Raw genomic sequence first — 18,541 nt, forward strand, 5'->3', positions numbered from 1 at the left:
TTTAGATTATGAAATTGAGATTTCTTATCAAAGGCATATACGCAATAATTTTTAAGTGTTTAAATTTATAGGGATTAAGATGAGAGGTATAATTATTAGTCAAGATCAAGGAACTTATCTCGTTGCTGGTGATGATGGTAAACGTTATCAGTTTGCGACTTGGGATTGGTTGGGAAAGAATCCACCAAGGATTGGTAATGCTGTTGATTTTGTCTGTGAAGGGGGGGTTGTCAGTTCTGTTTTTCCATTGTTGAGATCAGGTACAGAGAACACAAAGATAATGTTCGCACTGCTTTGTTGGGTTGCAGGTATCTTTGGTGTCCATCGCTTTATGGTTGGTAAAGTTAGGACTGGTGCTTTAATGCTAGTTCTATCTTTATCATTGTTTGGATTGATAATTACCGGCATTTGGGCAATTGTTGATTTTATAGTCATTCTTGGTGGAAGATTTACGGATAAAGATGGAAATCAGATTACAGATTTGTGAAAATCTTATAATAAAAAAAGGTGATTTAGCTCGCTTTTTATTTTTATAAATATATTAAGTTGCATCATGCGAAATTATTGTACTACATTTATTTAATATGAGATATTAAAAAACATGTACAGCTAAGTAAACGTATTGAAAAAGACAATGCTATTTTATATGGGTAAAGCAAAGATATAAATCAACTAAAGCATGTTTTTTGTTACTGCTTATAGCAGGGGGAAATATTAGATTATTGGGGAGTTACGAACTATTTTAATTTCATGTTTATCATGGTGAGTACGAATTGTATTTACACCGTGAGGTTAATCCGCATATTATCGAATTGAAATTAATCTCTTTATGAATAACACATAAGGAGCAGCTTTATAGGTGGGCAAGAATGAAAGGTAAGATTATTGGTCATGATCAAGGAGATTATTTCATTTCAGGGGCTGATGGTAAGCGCTATCAATTTGCGAATTGGGATTGGTCAGGAAAAACGCTGCCGAAGGTTGGTGACGTCGTTGATTTTGTGTGTGAAGGTGATACCATTAAATCTATTTTCCCTATCTTGACTGAAGGTCAGTCACAGCAATCAAAAGTGACGTTAGCGGTCGTTTGTTTTTTCTAGGTGGACTAGGGATTCATCGTTTTATTGTTGGTAAAGTTGGAACTGGCATTGTAATGCTTCTTATAAATATACTAAGTATAATCAGTCTACCATTTACTTTTGGGTTAGGGATTATAGGGATTATTTTTATAATTACACCTTGGGTATTGATTGATTTTATAGTCATTTTAACAGGAAATTTTAAAGACAAAGATGGGTGTAAAATCACAAGTTAGTGGGATATCCAATATTTGTAATACAAAAAGTGGGGCATTCAGCTTACTTTGATTGTATTAAGGGGGGGATAAATTGAAATAACAAATTATTTTGGTGTAGATTTGGTAATGAGGTATTAATCAAAATCATGCATAGTTGAGCAAAATATTAAAAAATTTGTGCTGTAAAGACTGTGCTATTTTATGTGGACAAAGCAGAAACGTCGATCAATCAAAGTACGCTTTGTACTACCTCTTATGACGGTGGGAGTCTTAAGCTATTTCAGTTATCACATTTATCATGGTGAGTATGGATTGTATTCACGCAGTGAAGTTAATCAGCATATTAGCGAATTAGAAAAGGAGCTTCATAAAATAGAAGCTGAGCGGATATTCATGGAAAAGCGTATTTCTCTTTTACGCAATGGGCATATAGAAAAAGATATGTTGGATGAGTATGTCCGAAAGAATTTGAACTTTTCTAAGCCAAATGAACTGACAATCTTAATACCTTGAAATTGATACTAAAGGTAAATGAAAAATCGCTTAATTTAAACAACAATCAGCAATGATATTGTTTAAGCCGATTGATAAGGCTTGTAACTTTTGTTCGTAAAGGTTATTCCTAAATAATCATAAAAGGGAGTTTAATATGGCAGAACGACTTAAAAAAAATTCTGCGTCGGCGGCGCGCACTGCATTATCAAGCACCACAAAGAAAGCACCAATGGCAGATTTTACAAAAGAAGAAGAAATTGATGCTTATCGTGAAATGCTTTTAATTCGCCGTTTTGAAGAAAAAGCAGGACAACTTTATGGTATGGGGCTTATTGGGGGATTTTGTCACCTTTATATTGGTCAGGAAGCCGTTGTTATAGGAACATTGAAAGCGGCAAAAGAAGGTGATCAGGTTATTACGTCTTACCGTGATCATGGTCATATGTTAGCGGTAGGGATGAGTCCGCGTGGTGTCATGGCAGAATTAACGGGGCGCCAAGGTGGCTTTTCCAAAGGGAAAGGTGGCTCGATGCATATGTTCTCTAAAGAAAAGAACTTTTATGGAGGACATGGTATTGTTGGTGCGCAGGTTCCAATTGGTTCAGGTTTGGCATTTTCGAATCAGTACCTTGGTAAAGATAATGTGACATTGGTTTATTTTGGTGATGGTGCTGCAAATCAGGGGCAGGTTTACGAGAGTTTTAATATGGCTTCACTTTGGAAGCTTCCCGTTGTTTATATTATTGAAAACAATCAGTATGCTATGGGAACGTCAGTTTCACGTGCATCTGCAGAAACTGATTTTTCCCGACGTGGTCTTTCTTTTGAAATTCCAGGTATTGTTGTTGACGGTATGGATGTTCGATCAGTAAAAGGAGCTGCTGATGAAGCAATTTCTTGGGCACGCTCAGGTAAAGGACCGATCATTCTTGATATGCAGACCTATCGCTATCGTGGTCATTCCATGTCTGACCCAGCAAAATATCGTTCAAAGGACGAAGTCCAAAAAATAAAAGAGGAGCACGATCCGATTGATCAAGTAAAAAGTCGGATTCTTAAAAAAAATTGGGCGAGCGAAGACGATTTAAAATCTATTGAGAAAGAGGTCCGTGCAATTGTTGCTGATGCGGTAGATTTTGCACAAAGTGATCAAGAGCCAGATGCTTCTGAGCTCTATACTGATATTTTAGTTTGATGCGAGGGAAGCAAGTATGTCTATTGATATTTTGATGCCGGCGCTTTCACCAACTATGGAAGAAGGTAAACTGTCTAAATGGCTCAAGAAAGAAGGTGATAAGGTTAGCTCTGGCGATGTTATTGCTGAAATTGAAACGGATAAGGCTACAATGGAAGTAGAGGCCGTTGATGAAGGTACTCTTGGTAAAATTTTTGTGCCTGAAGGTTCAGAAGGCGTAAGGGTTAACACTGTTATTGCAATTTTGTTAGAAGAAGGTGAGCGTGCTGAGGATATTTCGCAACCTACTGATATAGCACAAAAACCTAAGGAATCTGCTCTTTCTCTGCCATTGTCAGTTCCGCAGGCTGCTCCTACTTTTGATACATCTCTTAATTTTGATATTCCAGCGGGAACACAAATGGTTACAATGACAGTTCGTGAAGCGCTTAATCAGGCTTTGGCTGAAGAAATGCGGCGTGATGAAACAGTTTTTCTTATGGGGGAAGAAGTCGCGCAATATCAAGGTGCCTATAAGGTTAGTCAGGGTTTGTTGGAAGAGTTCGGGGAACGCCGAGTTATTGATACCCCAATTACAGAGCACGGCTTTGCTGGGCTGGCTGTTGGGGCTGCTTTTGGTGGGTTACGTCCTATTGTCGAGTTTATGACCTTTAATTTTGCGATGCAGGCGATGGACCAAATTATTAACTCAGCAGCCAAAACACGTTATATGTCTGGTGGACAAATGACCGCTCCTATGGTTTTCCGAGGTCCCAATGGTGCGGCTGCCCGTGTTGGTGCTCAACATTCTCAATGCTATGCTGCATGGTATAGTCATGTACCAGGTCTGAAAGTTGTCATGCCTTATAGTGCTGCAGATGCAAAAGGTTTGCTGAAAGCTGCTATTCGTGATGATAATCCTGTTATTTTCCTTGAAAATGAGATTTTGTATGGGCATCAATTTGATGTTCCTCAACTGGATGATTTTCTTTTGCCTATTGGTAAGGCGCGTATTCATAAGTCTGGACAAGATGTGACGATTGTTGCATGTGGAATTGGGATGCATTATGCTGTTCAAGCGTTACCAGAAATTGAAAAACTTGGTATTGATGTTGAATTGATTGATTTACGAACCATTCGCCCTATGGATCTTCCTACAATTCTTTCGTCAGTTAAAAAAACAGGTCGTTTGGTAACAATTGAAGAGGGATTTCCTCAGTCATCCGTGGGAACTGAAATAGCAACGCGTGTTATGCAGCAGGCTTTTGACTATCTTGATGCGCCAATTGCTACGATTTCTGGCAAAGATGTTCCGATGCCTTATGCCGCTAATCTTGAGAAGTTGGCTTTGCCTAATACTGCTGAAATTATTGAGGCAGTTCAGGCTGTGACATACAGAGCATAACGGAGGAAAGCATAATGCCCATTAAAATTACAATGCCAGCGCTTTCCCCTACGATGGAAGAGGGAAATTTAACAAAATGGAATATTAAGGAGGGAGATAAGGTTTCCTCTGGTGATGTTATTGCTGAAATTGAGACGGATAAAGCGACAATGGAAGTCGAAGCCGTTGATGAAGGTAGGGTTGCTAAAATTGTTGTTCCTGCTGGAACACAAGGCGTTAAAGTAAATGCTTTAATTGTTGTTTTAGCAGAAGAAGGTGAAGATTTAGCTGAAGCTGCAAAAGTTACAGAAGAAATCTCTTCTTCTACAAGACAAGAATCAGAGGGCATCAAACAGACAGATTCTCTGAAACAGACGGACTCAAAGGGAATAAAAATGTCTCATGAATCATCAACTGGGCAATTAATACAGCAAGATAAAAAAGAAGCTCGTCTTTTTGCCTCTCCCTTAGCGCGGCGATTAGCATCTCAGGCAGGTCTTGATTTATCCCTTATTTCTGGAAGTGGTCCGCATGGGCGTATTATTAAGCGCGATGTGGAAAAAGCTGTGAGCAGCGATATTTCTAAAGTGTCTTATTCATCACAGATAGGGGAGCTAACAGCTACAGGTGCTTCAGACAAACAGATATTGAAACTCTTCAAAGAGGATGAATATAGCTTCGTTCCCCATAATAATATGCGTAAAACAATCGCGACACGTTTGGTGGAATCAAAACAGAAAGTCCCACATTTCTATGTAACGGTAGATTGTGAACTTGATGCGCTATTAGCACTGCGTACACAACTGAATGCTGCTGCACCAATGGTTAAAAGGCAAGAAGAAACTCAGCCTACTTATAAGCTTTCTGTTAATGATATGGTGATCAAAGCTGTCGCACTTTCTTTGAAAGCGGTTCCTGATGCGAATGTCTCTTGGCTTGAAGGTGGGATGATTCATCATAAACATTGTGATGTTGGGGTTGCTGTTTCCATTCCCAATGGATTAGTTACACCGATTATTCGCCATGCAGAGGAAAAGCCGTTATCACTTATTTCCAAAGAGATGAAGGATTTTGCAAAGCGTGCGCGCGAGGGCAAGTTAAAAATGGAAGAATATCAGGGTGGAACAACAGCTGTATCAAATATGGGGATGTATGGTATAAAAAGTTTTTCTGCTATTCTTAATCCACCGCATGCGACGATTTTTGCGATTGGAGCAGGGGAGCAGCGCGCCGTTGTTAAAAATGATGCATTAGTCGTTGCGACAGTTATGTCAGTTACGATTTCTGCTGATCATCGTGCTGTCGATGGTGCTTTAGCAGCAGAGATCGCGCGGACTTTTAAGAAGATGATTGAAAATCCATTAGCAATGTTGGTTTGAACTGTTTAACAGTTCTTCACGTAAATTGTGAGAGAGTGTATTAAGAAAATAAAAGCAAATTTAACGAGTTTGAAGAGCAATGTTATTGCTATTTCTGGTTTGGGTAAAGCATTTACGTAAGCAAAAGACATAAGATAATTCTGTCATGTTATTTTGCAGACTTAAGTTCAAAAAGTGCATATCCGTTTTATATATATCCATGGAGGAATTACTGTGGCAAATCTTTATGATGTAATTGTGATTGGATCAGGTCCAGGCGGATATGTAACCGCAATTCGTGCAGCACAATGTGGCTTTAAGACTGCGATTGTTGAACGTGAACATTTGGGAGGGATCTGTTTAAATTGGGGATGTATTCCAACAAAGGCCCTTCTACGTTCAGCGGAAATGAAACATTTTGCTGAACATGCGAAAAATTATGGACTAAAAATTAATGGTTCCATTGAGGCAAACATCAAAGATGTTGTGGCACGTTCACGCGGTGTTTCAGCACGTTTAAATGCTGGTGTTGATTTTCTAATGAAAAAAAACAAAATTGATATTATTTGGGGTGAAGCAAAGCTTACTAAAGAAGCAAAGGGAAGCCATCCTGCGGAAATTATGGTTTCTTCATCCTCAAAACCGATTATGCAACCGCAAAATCCAGTCCCTAAAGGAACGTTAGGGGAGGGAACTTATCAAGCAAAGCATATCATTATTGCAACGGGCGCACGTCCTCGTGTTCTTCCTGGTATTGAACCAGATGGAAAACTCATTTGGACTTATTTTGAAGCTATGATACCGTCATCAATGCCAAAATCGCTTTTGGTTATAGGGTCTGGGGCTATTGGCATTGAATTTGCCTCTTTTTATCGTGATATGGGGGCGACAGTAACTGTTGTTGAAATGATGCCCCATATCATGCCTGCTGAAGATATTGAAATTTCAATGTTTGCTCGTAAACAGTTAGAGAAAAGAGGTTTACGCATTCTTCGTCAAGCAAAAGTAACAAAGGTTGAAAAGTCTTCCGATTCTGTGACTGTACATATTGATGTTCAAGGTAAAATAGAGACAATAACTGTTGACCGGTTAATTTCCGCTGTAGGGGTGCAAGGTAATATTGAGAATCTTGGTTTAGAATCTTTGGGAATAAAAACCGATCGCGGGTGCATTGTGACTGATGAATGGAGTTGGACGGGGGTGGAAGGCATTTATGCTATTGGTGATGTAGCAGGTCCTCCTATGTTGGCCCATAAAGCAGAAGAAGAAGGAGTGATATGTATTGAGCATCTTGCAGGTTTGAAGAGTGCTCATCCGCTTGATAAAAGAAAAATTCCAGGGTGTACATATTGTACACCACAGGTTGCTTCTGTAGGGCTTTCAGAAGCGGCTGCAAAAGAAGCAGGTTATGATATACGTATTGGTCGTTATTCTTTTGCTGCGAATGGTAAGGCGATTGCTTTGGGTGAAGATCAGGGGTTAGTAAAAACGATTTTTGATAAAAAAACAGGACAGCTTCTCGGGGCCCATATGGTAGGGGCTGAGGTAACAGAATTGATACAGGGTTTTGTTATTGCTATGAATCTTGAAACAACAGAAGAAGAATTAATGCATACTGTCTTTCCACATCCGACCTTATCGGAAATGATGAAAGAAAGTGTATTGGATGCTTATGGTCAAGTTTTAAACGCTTGATGATTGGATTGTATGAAAAATTTTATATTTTTGATTGTTACTTCGTATTTATAAGGCAAAGGCTTAAATGGTTACGGTTGTTGATAGAGTTACAAATAGACGTTTGCGTCATCCTGAAAAGGCACATCGTCCTGATACAAGCGTTCAAAAAAAGCCAGATTGGATTCGTGTAAAAGCGCCAACATCACCAATTTATAAGGAAACACATGGTATTGTACGTACGCATAAGTTAGTGACTGTATGCGAAGAAGCTGGTTGCCCTAATATTGGCGAATGTTGGAGCCAGAGGCATGCTAGCTTTATGATTTTAGGTGAAATATGTACGCGTGCTTGTGCTTTTTGTAACGTTGCAACAGGTATTCCACTTGCCGTTGATGATAATGAGCCAGAACGTGTCGCCGATGCTGTTGCACGGATGGAATTAAAACATGTTGTCATTACATCTGTTGATCGTGATGATCTTGCTGATGGTGGTGCTGAGCATTTTGCAAAAGTTATTTATGCGATTCGTCAAAAAACTCCTAAAACAACAATTGAAGTTCTTACACCTGATTTTCGTCATAAGGATGGCGCTTTAGAAGTTGTTGTTGCTGCTAAGCCTGATGTTTTTAATCATAACTTAGAAACAGTTCCTTCTAAATATTTGAAGGTCCGTCCAGGGGCGCGTTATTTTCATTCAATTCGTTTATTACAACGCGTTAAAGAACTTGATCCAACAATTTTTACAAAATCGGGAATTATGGTTGGCCTTGGGGAGGAGCGAAATGAGATTTTGCAATTGATGGATGATTTGCGCGCTGCTGATGTTGACTTTATGACAATTGGACAATATTTGCAGCCTACACGAAAACATCATCCAGTTGTTCGTTTTGTGCCTCCTGAAGAATTTGAGTCTTTTGCCAAGATTGGAAAAGTAAAAGGATTTTTACATATGGCTTCCAATCCTCTGACGCGTTCATCTCATCACGCTGGAGATGATTTTGCCATTTTGCAAAAAGCGCGTGATGAAAAATTTTCCTTACAGAGATAATTATGCCGATTTTTACAATACATCGGCAGATCACCCATAGTGCCAGTGAAATGTTTGATCTGGTTTCAGATATTGAGCGTTATCCTGAATTTTTACCAATGTGTGAGTCTTTAATAATACGTTCTCGAAAAGAATATGGAAAAAAAATATTGCTTCTTGCGGATATGACCGTTGGCTATAAGATTATTCGTGAAACTTTTACGACTCAAGTATTTCTTCAGCCGGAAAAAAGTCTTATAGAAGTTAAATATATTGATGGTCCATTCAAATATCTTGAAAATCGTTGGGCCTTTCATGATATTGAAAATACCAATGCATGTAATGTAGAGTTTTTTATTGATTATGAATTTAAAAGTAAAACGCTTGGATTAGTGATGGGCTCAATGTTTGATATTGCGTTTCGTAAATTTACCGAGGCTTTTGAGAAGCGTGCGCATCAGATTTATGGCTCTACGGTAACATAGTCTATTCTGTTATTTTTTAACAATACGTATTGCTTATAACAGCGTGAAGGTGAAAACCGGTTTCCATCTTTACTATTTGTTTTTAATTCAGCTTTCAAAAACATATTGAAGGAACATCATTTTAAATGATGAAAATGATGTACAGCTTCACTCTTTTGTTTCTCTCTTTTTTAATGGATACACATCCGTTAAACAGAACGCCCAAATAGAACATGCTTGCGTCATACCCATTTCATAATAGTGCTCATAATAAATAGTATAGATCCTTCGTAAAAGCATATAAACTCCACATCTGTACGTTTATGAACAAGTCAGCCTGCACCATTTATTTGCCATCTCTCAAGATGGTGCGCCAGCTCTTAGCACTTGAGAGAGAGGTACAAGTGTCCCTTTCTTTAATCATTTTATTTACTACAGTTTTTTTCTCTTGTGGCGTGCAAGTGAATAAATTTGATTAATTCAACCTACACAGGGCTGAAGTGAGATAACTTTACGCTATTCAGGTCTTTCATTTTCAAGGTGTGGGCGACTATAGACTCAATGTGGAATAGAGAATTTTGAAATTAGTATGGGGAATTCAGTGAAGTAATTCCAGAATCATTTTAAAAACATTTTCAACAGTTGCATGGCGGATAGCATTGCGATTAAGATGAGCAAAGTGCATTTCTTTGTGCAGGGGGGGGTGATTTTTGTAAGCAACTGCGCAATGCACAAGTCCTACAGGTTTATCAAGACTTGCACCTCCTGGACCAGCAATCCCTGTTACAGAAACTGCAATGTCAGCTTGTGAATGTTTTAATCCACCCTCAGCCATTGCAAGAGCAACTTCTTTTGAAACGGCACCATAGGTTCTTATAAGTTCAGCACAAACGCCAACAAGGCGTGTTTTGGATTCATTTGAATAAACAACAAATCCACAATCGAGAACATCTGACGATCCTGCAATATTTGTGAGGCTTGCAGCAATGAGCCCCCCTGTACAAGACTCTACAGTTGTTAACAGTAAACCTTTTTGGCGAAAGGTATTAAGGACTTCATGTGCTTGTTTTTCACAAAGATATGTCATTGGGGAATTTCTCCTGAATAAAGAACGCTCGCTGTTGCAAGAGCAGCAATTCCCTCACCACGACCAATAAATCCAAGCTTTTCATTTGTTGTTGCTTTGATAGAGATTCGATCAGGTGTCATTGCAAGTATTGTCATAAGATTTTCTGTCATAGCATGACGATAGGGACCAATTTTAGGATTTTCAGCGATAATTGTGATATCAACATTGGCGATACGACCATCTGCTTGTTTTATAATATCGAGAGCATGACGGAGAAAAATTTCTGATGATACATTTTTCCATTGAGGATCAGAGGGAGGAAAATGTGTACCGATATCTCCAGCACCTTGAGTTGCAAGAAGGGCATCTGTTAATGCATGAAGAGCAACATCCGCATCGGAGTGTCCATTTAATTTTTTATGAAAAGGGATTTTTATACCACATAATATAAGAAAATCACCATCTTCAAAAGAGTGAACATCATAACCATTGCCAGTACGGATATCAGGAAACATTTGCATTTTCTTTTGGAGATATAAATGTGCAGTATTAAAATCTTCATGCCATGTAATTTTTATGTTGTTAGGATCCCCAGGAACGGTACGCATAGGAATTCCAAACCATTCGGCAATTGCAGAATCGTCAGTGAATTCTTGTTTGCAAGCTTGTTTTGCTTGTTTATGGGCCGCTAAGATATGTTCAAAGGGAAAACACTGTGGAGTTTGTGCACTATAAAGATGGGTACGGGGAATTGTTTCTAAAACATGCTGATTATTTATACGTTTAAGGGTATCAGAGATGGGCAGAACAGGAAGAACACCTTCTTGAGGCGTGATAGTGTTGTGAATGTTATTAAAAAGCTTGTTTTCAATAAAAGGGCGTGCACCATCATGAATATGCACATATTGGGGGGAAAATTTTTTAAGTGCCTGAAGTCCATGTAAGGTAGAGATTTGACGTGTATTGCCTCCTTCAACGATAATAAGGCGCTCTTTAAAATCGCCAATAGCTTGTTCACAGATTTGACGATCTTCTGGATGAATAACAAGGATAATTGTTGTGATAGCTGGATGCTGCAAAAAACAATGCACGGTATGATAAATAATCGGCTTTTGTCCTAGAAGCCGATATTGTTTTGGAATTTTATAGGGAGATCCTGCTCTTTCACCCCGTCCAGCGGCTAATATTATTGCTGCAATAGAAATACTTAATCTCCTTGTATTATAATCTTAGTTTTCTTTTTTGTCATTAATTTTAAAATGATTTTGAAAGGATGGTTGTTGTAGATCAGCAAGGGATATCATGGACAACACCTCAAAAAAAGCATTTAATGCTTTTTGAAGTGCGGTATTTAAACCACAAAAATCAAACAAGGGGCAAGTTGGTTCTGCAGTATCGAAACATTCTGCTAGGGAAAAGTTGTCTTCTGTTACTTTCACAACATCAGCGACTGAAATCTCTGCTGCGGGTTTAGCCAATCTAACTCCACCATTGCGTCCACGCACTGTTTGTATAAAACCTGCTTGAACAAGCAGCTGAAGGATTTTAAATAAAAAAAGTTCTGAAACGGCATATGCTTTAGCAATTTCTGGAACACGACTGAGAGTTCCCTGATTATCTGCACAATACATGAGCATTCGAAGAGCATAATTTGTTTGTTTTGTTAATCGCATCTCATTTCCTTCGTAAAGTATCGTCGAACACAGTCTATTTTAAAGATATTTTGCAAAATATAGAAGCTTTTCCTCATTGACTATATTTGCCCTATTTTAAATGTAGTATTAGTATTGTCAATTTTTGCTACAAAAGGTTATATGAGAATAATGGGATAAGGGTATGTAAGCTCATGACGAATATAACATCTGTGACGAATCTTCAAGACATAGATAAAAATACTTATAACGATGAGTTGTATCGTTTAAGTAAGGTATATATTTTTTTAGGGATTACAATTATTGTATTGGCTTTACTTACGGCCTCTGTTTCGTTTATTATTCTTATTGGATTAACTCCTGTTGTTCCCAGTAGAACAGTAACCCTTATTCTTATAGGGATTAATAGTTTTTGGGTTTTAGGGCTTATTGTCATCGTTTTTTATGAGATGATTCCGATCATTCGTGCTTGGCGTTCAAGGCGTGCAGGATCGCGTCTTCATGTGCGTCTTATTTCATTGTTTGCACTTGTTGCGACAATGCCAGCTGTTGCTGTAGCTCTTGTATCGGGTCCAGCACTAAATTTGGGACTTGATCGATGGTTTGATACAACAACGCGGCAAATTGTGGGCTCTTCTATTGATTTAGCAAATGCTTATGCAGATGAAATGCTTCAAAATTTAAAAAATTTATCCTACGCGATGGCATTTGCACTTGATAACAAAAAACTCTTAGAACGTAATCCAGCTGAATATAGGATGCAATTGACGCGTCATGCTATAGGACGCAATTTGCGTGGTGCATTTTTGTTAAGTTCTAGCGGAGCTATTTTTGTATCGAGTGCTCTTGGTGATGAAGATAAACTGCCAATTCCTCCTTCTCATCTTATTGAACGTGCAACCAGTGCGAGACCTTTTTCTTTTCAACCAGGCGTTCATGATTATTTTGGTATTATTTTAAAATTTACCAACATTCCAAACACATTTTTATATTTGGTGCGTGACGTTGATAAAGGTGTTTTATCTGCTTTGCGTTTGACAGAAGTTAATACAGATCGCTATCGTGATTTAAATGAAAATCGCCTGCTGACACAGATTGCATTTGGTATGCTTTATTTGTGTCTTTTTTTTAGTTTATTCTTATCAGCTATTTGGGCTGCTATTGCTGTTGCTGATCGTTTAGTGCGTCCTATTCGTCTTCTCATTAGTGCTGCCGATGATGTTGCTTCTGGAAATATGGAAATTTTCGTGCCAGTACGAGCAAAAGATGGAGATATTGGGCAATTATCCAAAACTTTTAATTACATGGTCAGTGAATTGAAAAGTCGGCGTAATGAGTTGATTGCAGTGCGTGATCAAATTGATGAAAGACGGCGTTTTTCTGAAGCTGTGTTATCGGGTGTAACAGCGGGAGTAGCAGGTATAGATGATAATGGTGATATCACCATTATCAATCGGTCTATTGAAGCGATGTTTGATATTCGCTCTGAGCACGTTGTTGGACAAAGTCTTTTATCTTTAAGCGCTGAAATTTGGCAGGTTTTTCAGTTTGTGCGTTCATTAGATCGTAAAAACCATCGTGAACAGGTCACTTTAAACGTTGCAGGAAAAGAGCGTGTCTGTAATGTTCAAGTTACGATGGAGGAGGATGATGGACAGGGGCAATCTTGGGTTCTAACAATTGATGATATTACTGACCTTGTTGCAGCGCAACGTACAGCAGCGTGGGCGGATATTGCGCGGCGTATTGCGCACGAAATTAAAAATCCTCTTACACCTATTCAGTTATCCGCTGAACGCATTCGTAAACGTTATAACAAAGCTATTACACAAGATAGAGAGGTTTTTGAGCGGTGTATTGACACGATTATTCGGCAGGTTGGAGATATTGGGCGTATGGTTGATGAGTTTTCCTCTTTTGCACGTATGCCAAAACCCAAAATGCATATTTTAGATATACGAGAATTGTTGCGCGAAGCATGTTTCTTGATAGAGGTGACGCGACATGATATTCATTTTGAGCAAGATTTAGGAACTCTACCACTTATGGGTGCATTTGATAACCGTCTCATTGTACAGGCTTTCTGCAATGTTATCAAAAACGCGAGCGAATCCATAGATTCAGTTATGCGAGAGGAAAATATTCACGGTCATATTCTTGTCCGTTCTTATCGACAGAAAGAATGGGTGGTTGTGGATGTTGTTGATAACGGGAAAGGACTTCCTAAAGAGCAAAGACAAAAGTTATTAGAACCCTATATAACAACGCGGGAAAAAGGAACAGGACTGGGGTTAGCCATTGTGCGCAAAGTTATTGAAGATCACGGTGGTTTCATGGAGCTTCATGATGCACCGGAGAGTTTTTATGAAGGTCGTGGTGCGATGATCCGTTTGATATTTCCTGCGGATGGGGGTAAGCAGGGTAATATTATACAAGCCATAAATCATAAGATAGGGGAATAGTATGGTATCAGATATCTTGATTGTTGATGATGAAGCAGATATTCGTGAGCTTGTTGCTGGTATTTTAGAGGATGAAGGTTATGAAACGCGCGTTGCTTGTAACTCTGATGAAGCATTGGCTCAAATTAGTGAGCGTATTCCAAAGCTCATTTTTTTGGATATTTGGCTACAGGGTAGTCGTCTCGATGGTTTAGCACTGCTTGATGAAATTAAAACACAATATCCGGCTCTTCCGGTCGTTATGATCTCTGGTCATGGTAATATTGAGACGGCTGTTTCCGCTATAAAGCGAGGGGCATATGATTTCATTGAAAAACCTTTTAAAGCTGATAGACTTGTATTGGTTGCAGAGAGAACACTTGAAAATTCAAATTTAAAACGTGAGCTTTTAGAATTACGAAAGCGTTCGAACGAGACATTAGAGTTGCTCGGAAAATCGACAGTTATAAAAAATTTGCGTCAAATCATAGAAAAAGTAGCACCAACCAATAGTCGCATCATGATAACAGGTCCTTCAGGGGCAGGAAAAGAGACTGTTGCACGAACTATTCATGCGCTCTCAACGCGTTCGAATGGGCCATTTGTTACAATAAATGCTGCAACGATTACTCCGGAAAGAATGGAAATAGAGCTGTTTGGCAGCGAAATGGAGGGAAGAGAGCGTAAAATCGGTGCCTTAGAGGAAGCTCATGGCGGTATATTATATCTTGATGAAATTGCTGACATGCCACGTGAGACTCAAGGGAAGATTCTTCGGGTTTTAACGGGGCAAACATTTGAGAGAATTGGCGGCACAAAACGTGTTAAGGTGGATGTCCGTATCATTTCTTCGACAGCGCAAAATCTTGAAAACCTCATTTCTGATGGGCGCTTTAGGGAGGATCTTTTTCACCGTCTTTCCGTTGTTCCTATTGTTGTTCCGCCCCTTTCAGCGCGTCGTGAAGATATTCCAGAACTTGTACATCATTTTGTAAAAACAATATCACAGCAGGTTGGGATTAAACCGCGTGCAATCAGTGATGATGTGATTGCTATTTTGCAAACGCACGCTTGGCCGGGTAATGTGCGGCAATTACGTAATAATATTGAGCGTCTTCTTATTCTTGTGCGGGATGGTGATGGTCCTATAACAGCGGACTTTCTTCCCAGTGAAGTAAGTGATTCTTTGCCACGCCTTCAAATGGATTCAGATGAAAGTATAATGGATTTGCCGTTACGTGAAGCTCGAGAATTGTTTGAAAAGAGATATTTAGTGGCGCAGATTGGGCGTTTGGGTGGAAATATATCACGTACTGCTGAATTTATAGGCATGGAGCGTTCAGCTTTGCACCGTAAACTTAAAGCGCTTGGAGTTTCTTAAGCGATGCGTGTTATTATTTGTGGAGCAGGACAGGTTGGTTATGGGATAGCAGAGCGTCTTGCTGCTGAAAATCATGATGTTACTGTTATTGATATCGAAACGAGATTAATTGAAAAGATTCGCGATACATTGGATGTGAGAGGTTTTGTTGGTCACGGTTCACGGCCTGAAGTTCTTTTGGCAGCAGATGCAGACAAAGCTGATATGTTGATTGCTGTTACTTTGTTTGATGAAGTCAATATGGTAGCTTGCCAAGTAGCACATTCATTATTTAATGTGCCCACAAAAATTGCTCGTATTCGCTCACAATCTTATTTAGAGCCACGTTATAAGACGCTTTTTTCCAGAGAGAATATTCCCATTGATGTGGTTATTTCGCCAGAAGTTGAAGTTGGGGAAATGGTTTTGCGCCGTATTGCTTTACCTGGTGCAATAGATGTTCTTTATTTTTGTAATGATGATATTGTTGCGCTAGCCTTGGAATGTATGGAAGATTGTCCAGTTATTAATACACCTTTGCGTCAATTAACAGAGCTTTTTCCAGATCTTCATACGACGGTTACCGCTATTAAACGTGGCGCGGAATTATTGGTTGCACATTCAGAAACGCAATTACGCGTTGGTGATATAACCTATCTTGTTGTTTCTCGTGAACAGATGCGTCGTGCTGTTGGGCTTTTTGGTCATAAAGAACAAGATGCACACCGCATGATTATTGCAGGGGGTGGTCACATTGGCCTTTATGTTGCACAGGCGATTGAAAAGCGTTTCCATAAATTAAAATTGAAGATTATAGAATCGCATAGAGAAAGAGCTCTTACAATTGCTGATCAGCTTGAAAAAACGACAGTCTTATACGGTAACGTGTTAGATCCAGTGATTCTTCAAGATGCGGGAATTGATCAGTCCGATTTAATGATTACATTGACCAATCAAGATCAGGTTAATCTCTTAAGCGCTATTATTGCTAAAAGATTGGGCTGCAAAGCCAATATGGTATTGATTAATAATGTTGCCTATCAAGAATTTAGTCGTGCTGTTGGTGTGGATGCATATCTTAATCCCCATAGCGTTACAATATCGAGAATTTTGCAACAAATGCGCCGTGGGCGTATTCGTTCTGTTCATTCAGTTTTTAATGGTCGAGCAGAAATTATTGAAGCTGAAGTGATGCAAACATCTTCATTAGTTGGTAAGTCATTATCAGAGCTCAATTTATCAGATGGTTTGAGAATTGGTGCAATTTATCGCAATAAGACAATAATACAGCTTTCGGCAGATACGCGTATTTTGTCTGGTGATAGAATAGTGATTTTTGCTCTTGCTGATAGAGTTCGTGATGTTGAACAACTCTTTCGCGTAAGTTTAGAATATTTTTGATGTATTATCTATGGATATTTGTACTTTTTGGTATAGTGGACAATTAAGATTGGTGGATAGGCTTTGTTTGTCTTCAATGGTTAAAACTGGACAGCGCGTTAAGCTTTTTAGTTATGATAAAAAAATAGATAATCTCCCTGCTGGTGTTGAGCTGCATGAAGCCGAATCAATTTTACCACGCTCAGCAATTTATCGCCTTGATCCCGATTTTTCTGATGATAAACTAGGGTGTACAATTGTTCAGTTCTCGGATTTTTTTCGTGTTATGCTGATGGAATATCAACAAGGTGTTTGGTTAGATACAGATGTTTACCTTGTTAAACAATTTCATCCAGATGCCGATAAGGTTTGGTTGGCAAGAGAAAATAATACAAGAGTAGGCGTTTCTGCACTTTATTTTCCGCCCAATAACCCTATTATAAAAATATTTGAAGATTATTGGCAGGCACAGAAATTATTCCTCATTGGCTTGGGTTTAAGCGTCGTGTTTGGAGACCGTTCTGGTTAAAGAGGAAAAAAATGCCGATTTTACTGGGAAATCTTGGCGTTACAATATTTGGCAATGATGGTATTTCACGATTAGCAAAACGATATGGTTTTTTTCATGAAGCAAGGGAAAAGGAAACTTTTTATTATTGGAATGGGCGAAAAACTGAACGTATTTTTGAACCAGCTTTTGGCGTAAAGCCGCTTACAGATTCACGCTTGATAGGCTTTCATATTCACAGAAAGACAAAGACCACGAAAAGACCTCAGGAAGGAAGTTTTTACCATTGGGCGGTATCTCGCATTCCTGATGTTCATCATTTGTTTAGGTAGAGTTATTATTGCTATTTTAACTATTGAGATTTTAATCTATCTTATACATCTCTTGATTGTAGCTTGCACAAGAGAGTAATGTTAGCATATGGATAAAAACATTGAATGTGTAAAGAGCGGTTGTTATATGAACGGAAAGTAAAAATATGAGTGATCCAATGAAAACAGCATTAAGCCTTGTTCCTATGGTTATTGAACAAACCAATCGTGGTGAGCGGGCCTATGATATTTTTTCCCGTCTTTTAAAGGAGCGGATTATTTTTATTAATGGTCCTGTTGAAGATGGTATGGCAATGCTTGTTTGTGCACAATTGCTTTTCTTAGAAGCGGAAAATCCTAAAAAAGAAATTAGTCTTTATATTAATTCTCCAGGTGGTGTCGTAACATCTGGTATGGCTATTTATGATACTATGCAGTTTATTCGCCCTCCTGTTTCTACGCTTTGCATGGGGCAAGCGGCATCTATGGGGTCTTTATTGTTAACAGCTGGAGCAAAAGGTCATCGTTTTACATTGCCAAACGCACGTATTATGGTGCATCAACCATCTGGAGGTTTTCAAGGTCAAGCTTCAGATATTGAGCGACATGCGCAAGATATTATAAAGATGAAACGGCGTTTAAATGAAATTTATGTCCAACATACGGGTCAAGATTATGAGGTTATAGAGAAAACTCTCGATCGCGATCATTTTATGACAGCAGAAGAAGCCAAAGCGTTTGGCTTAGTTGATGATGTTATACAATATCGTGCAGAAACTGAAAAAGAAGAAAAAGATTAAGAATTTTTATAGAAAAAACAGCTACTTTAAATCAAAGAGTTTTATAAAAAATATCGCAAAATAAGAGAAACACCTAAAAATATTGAGACATGCATGGTTTTCTATATGTCTTTTAGTTTTCATGATGAAAAGCTTCCTTTGAAA

15 protein-coding genes and 2 pseudogenes are annotated in these 18,541 nt (G+C 38.7%); 14 read left to right on the forward strand and 3 right to left on the reverse strand.

The window, feature by feature from the left end; genetic code table 11:
- The first annotated feature begins 79 nt into the window (after positions 1 to 79).
- The 9 genes and pseudogenes from ACFILY_RS02255 (at position 80) to ACFILY_RS02295 (ending at position 8,897) form a co-directional block, all read left to right on the forward strand.
- Positions 80 to 487 (forward strand): TM2 domain-containing protein, encoded by a 408-nt coding sequence (locus ACFILY_RS02255; protein ID WP_375631359.1) that lies wholly within the window; start codon positions 80 to 82, stop codon positions 485 to 487.
- Positions 488 to 869: 382 nt separating this feature from the next.
- Positions 870 to 1,315, forward strand: a pseudogene (locus ACFILY_RS02260) (TM2 domain-containing protein).
- A gap of 183 nt (positions 1,316 to 1,498) precedes the next feature.
- Positions 1,499 to 1,810, forward strand: a complete 312-nt coding sequence (locus tag ACFILY_RS02265; protein WP_012754998.1) for a septum formation initiator family protein — start codon at positions 1,499 to 1,501, stop codon at positions 1,808 to 1,810.
- A gap of 136 nt (positions 1,811 to 1,946) precedes the next feature.
- Entirely contained in the window at positions 1,947 to 2,987 is a 1,041-nt protein-coding gene (gene pdhA, locus ACFILY_RS02270; protein WP_375631358.1) for a pyruvate dehydrogenase (acetyl-transferring) E1 component subunit alpha, read from the forward strand.
- A 16-nt stretch (positions 2,988 to 3,003) separates the two neighbouring features.
- On the forward strand, positions 3,004 to 4,371 hold the full coding sequence (locus ACFILY_RS02275; RefSeq protein ID WP_375631357.1) for a pyruvate dehydrogenase complex E1 component subunit beta: 1,368 nt from the start codon (positions 3,004 to 3,006) through the stop codon (positions 4,369 to 4,371).
- A gap of 14 nt (positions 4,372 to 4,385) precedes the next feature.
- Positions 4,386 to 5,729: a pyruvate dehydrogenase complex dihydrolipoamide acetyltransferase gene (locus ACFILY_RS02280; RefSeq protein WP_375637374.1), complete on the forward strand. Its 1,344-nt coding sequence runs from the start codon at positions 4,386 to 4,388 to the stop codon at positions 5,727 to 5,729.
- 213 nt (positions 5,730 to 5,942) lie between these two features.
- Positions 5,943 to 7,403 carry a dihydrolipoyl dehydrogenase gene (gene lpdA, locus ACFILY_RS02285; RefSeq protein WP_375637373.1) on the forward strand — a complete coding sequence of 487 codons (1,461 nt, stop codon included), beginning with the start codon at positions 5,943 to 5,945 and terminating at the stop codon, positions 7,401 to 7,403.
- Positions 7,404 to 7,470: 67 nt separating this feature from the next.
- Positions 7,471 to 8,433 (forward strand): lipoyl synthase, encoded by a 963-nt coding sequence (gene lipA, locus ACFILY_RS02290; protein WP_273791148.1) that lies wholly within the window; start codon positions 7,471 to 7,473, stop codon positions 8,431 to 8,433.
- Positions 8,434 to 8,435: 2 nt separating this feature from the next.
- Positions 8,436 to 8,897: a type II toxin-antitoxin system RatA family toxin gene (locus ACFILY_RS02295; protein ID WP_273791149.1), complete on the forward strand. Its 462-nt coding sequence runs from the start codon at positions 8,436 to 8,438 to the stop codon at positions 8,895 to 8,897.
- Positions 8,898 to 9,474: 577 nt separating this feature from the next.
- Here the strand turns inward: ACFILY_RS02295 and ACFILY_RS02300 are convergent.
- From ACFILY_RS02300 to rirA, 3 genes are read right to left on the reverse strand one after another with little or no spacing between them, the layout of a single operon-like run.
- Positions 9,475 to 9,963: a CinA family protein gene (locus ACFILY_RS02300; RefSeq protein WP_375631353.1), complete on the reverse strand. Its 489-nt coding sequence runs from the start codon at positions 9,961 to 9,963 to the stop codon at positions 9,475 to 9,477.
- Positions 9,960 to 11,150 (reverse strand): bifunctional 2-C-methyl-D-erythritol 4-phosphate cytidylyltransferase/2-C-methyl-D-erythritol 2,4-cyclodiphosphate synthase, encoded by a 1,191-nt coding sequence (locus ACFILY_RS02305; RefSeq protein ID WP_273791165.1) that lies wholly within the window; start codon positions 11,148 to 11,150, stop codon positions 9,960 to 9,962. Before ACFILY_RS02305 ends, ACFILY_RS02300 begins: the two co-directional genes overlap by 4 nt.
- A gap of 24 nt (positions 11,151 to 11,174) precedes the next feature.
- Entirely contained in the window at positions 11,175 to 11,618 is a 444-nt protein-coding gene (rirA, locus tag ACFILY_RS02310; RefSeq protein ID WP_273791151.1) for an iron-responsive transcriptional regulator RirA, read from the reverse strand.
- A 173-nt stretch (positions 11,619 to 11,791) separates the two neighbouring features.
- Between rirA and ACFILY_RS02315 the strand changes: the two genes are divergently transcribed.
- The 5 genes and pseudogenes from ACFILY_RS02315 (at position 11,792) to clpP (ending at position 18,397) form a co-directional block, all read left to right on the forward strand.
- Entirely contained in the window at positions 11,792 to 14,059 is a 2,268-nt protein-coding gene (locus ACFILY_RS02315) for a PAS domain-containing sensor histidine kinase (RefSeq protein WP_273791152.1), read from the forward strand.
- A 1-nt stretch (position 14,060) separates the two neighbouring features.
- Positions 14,061 to 15,419: a sigma-54 dependent transcriptional regulator gene (locus ACFILY_RS02320; protein ID WP_273791153.1), complete on the forward strand. Its 1,359-nt coding sequence runs from the start codon at positions 14,061 to 14,063 to the stop codon at positions 15,417 to 15,419.
- 3 nt (positions 15,420 to 15,422) lie between these two features.
- Entirely contained in the window at positions 15,423 to 16,799 is a 1,377-nt protein-coding gene (trkA, locus tag ACFILY_RS02325) for a Trk system potassium transporter TrkA (RefSeq protein ID WP_273791154.1), read from the forward strand.
- Positions 16,800 to 16,809: 10 nt separating this feature from the next.
- A pseudogene (locus tag ACFILY_RS02330) lies at positions 16,810 to 17,618 on the forward strand (hypothetical protein).
- 146 nt (positions 17,619 to 17,764) lie between these two features.
- Positions 17,765 to 18,397 carry an ATP-dependent Clp endopeptidase proteolytic subunit ClpP gene (gene clpP, locus ACFILY_RS02335; RefSeq protein ID WP_273791156.1) on the forward strand — a complete coding sequence of 211 codons (633 nt, stop codon included), beginning with the start codon at positions 17,765 to 17,767 and terminating at the stop codon, positions 18,395 to 18,397.
- The last annotated feature ends 144 nt before the right edge of the window (positions 18,398 to 18,541 follow it).

The organism is Bartonella sp. CL25QHWL (assembly GCF_042195335.1).
Classification (GTDB): Bacteria; Pseudomonadota; Alphaproteobacteria; order Rhizobiales; family Rhizobiaceae; genus Bartonella.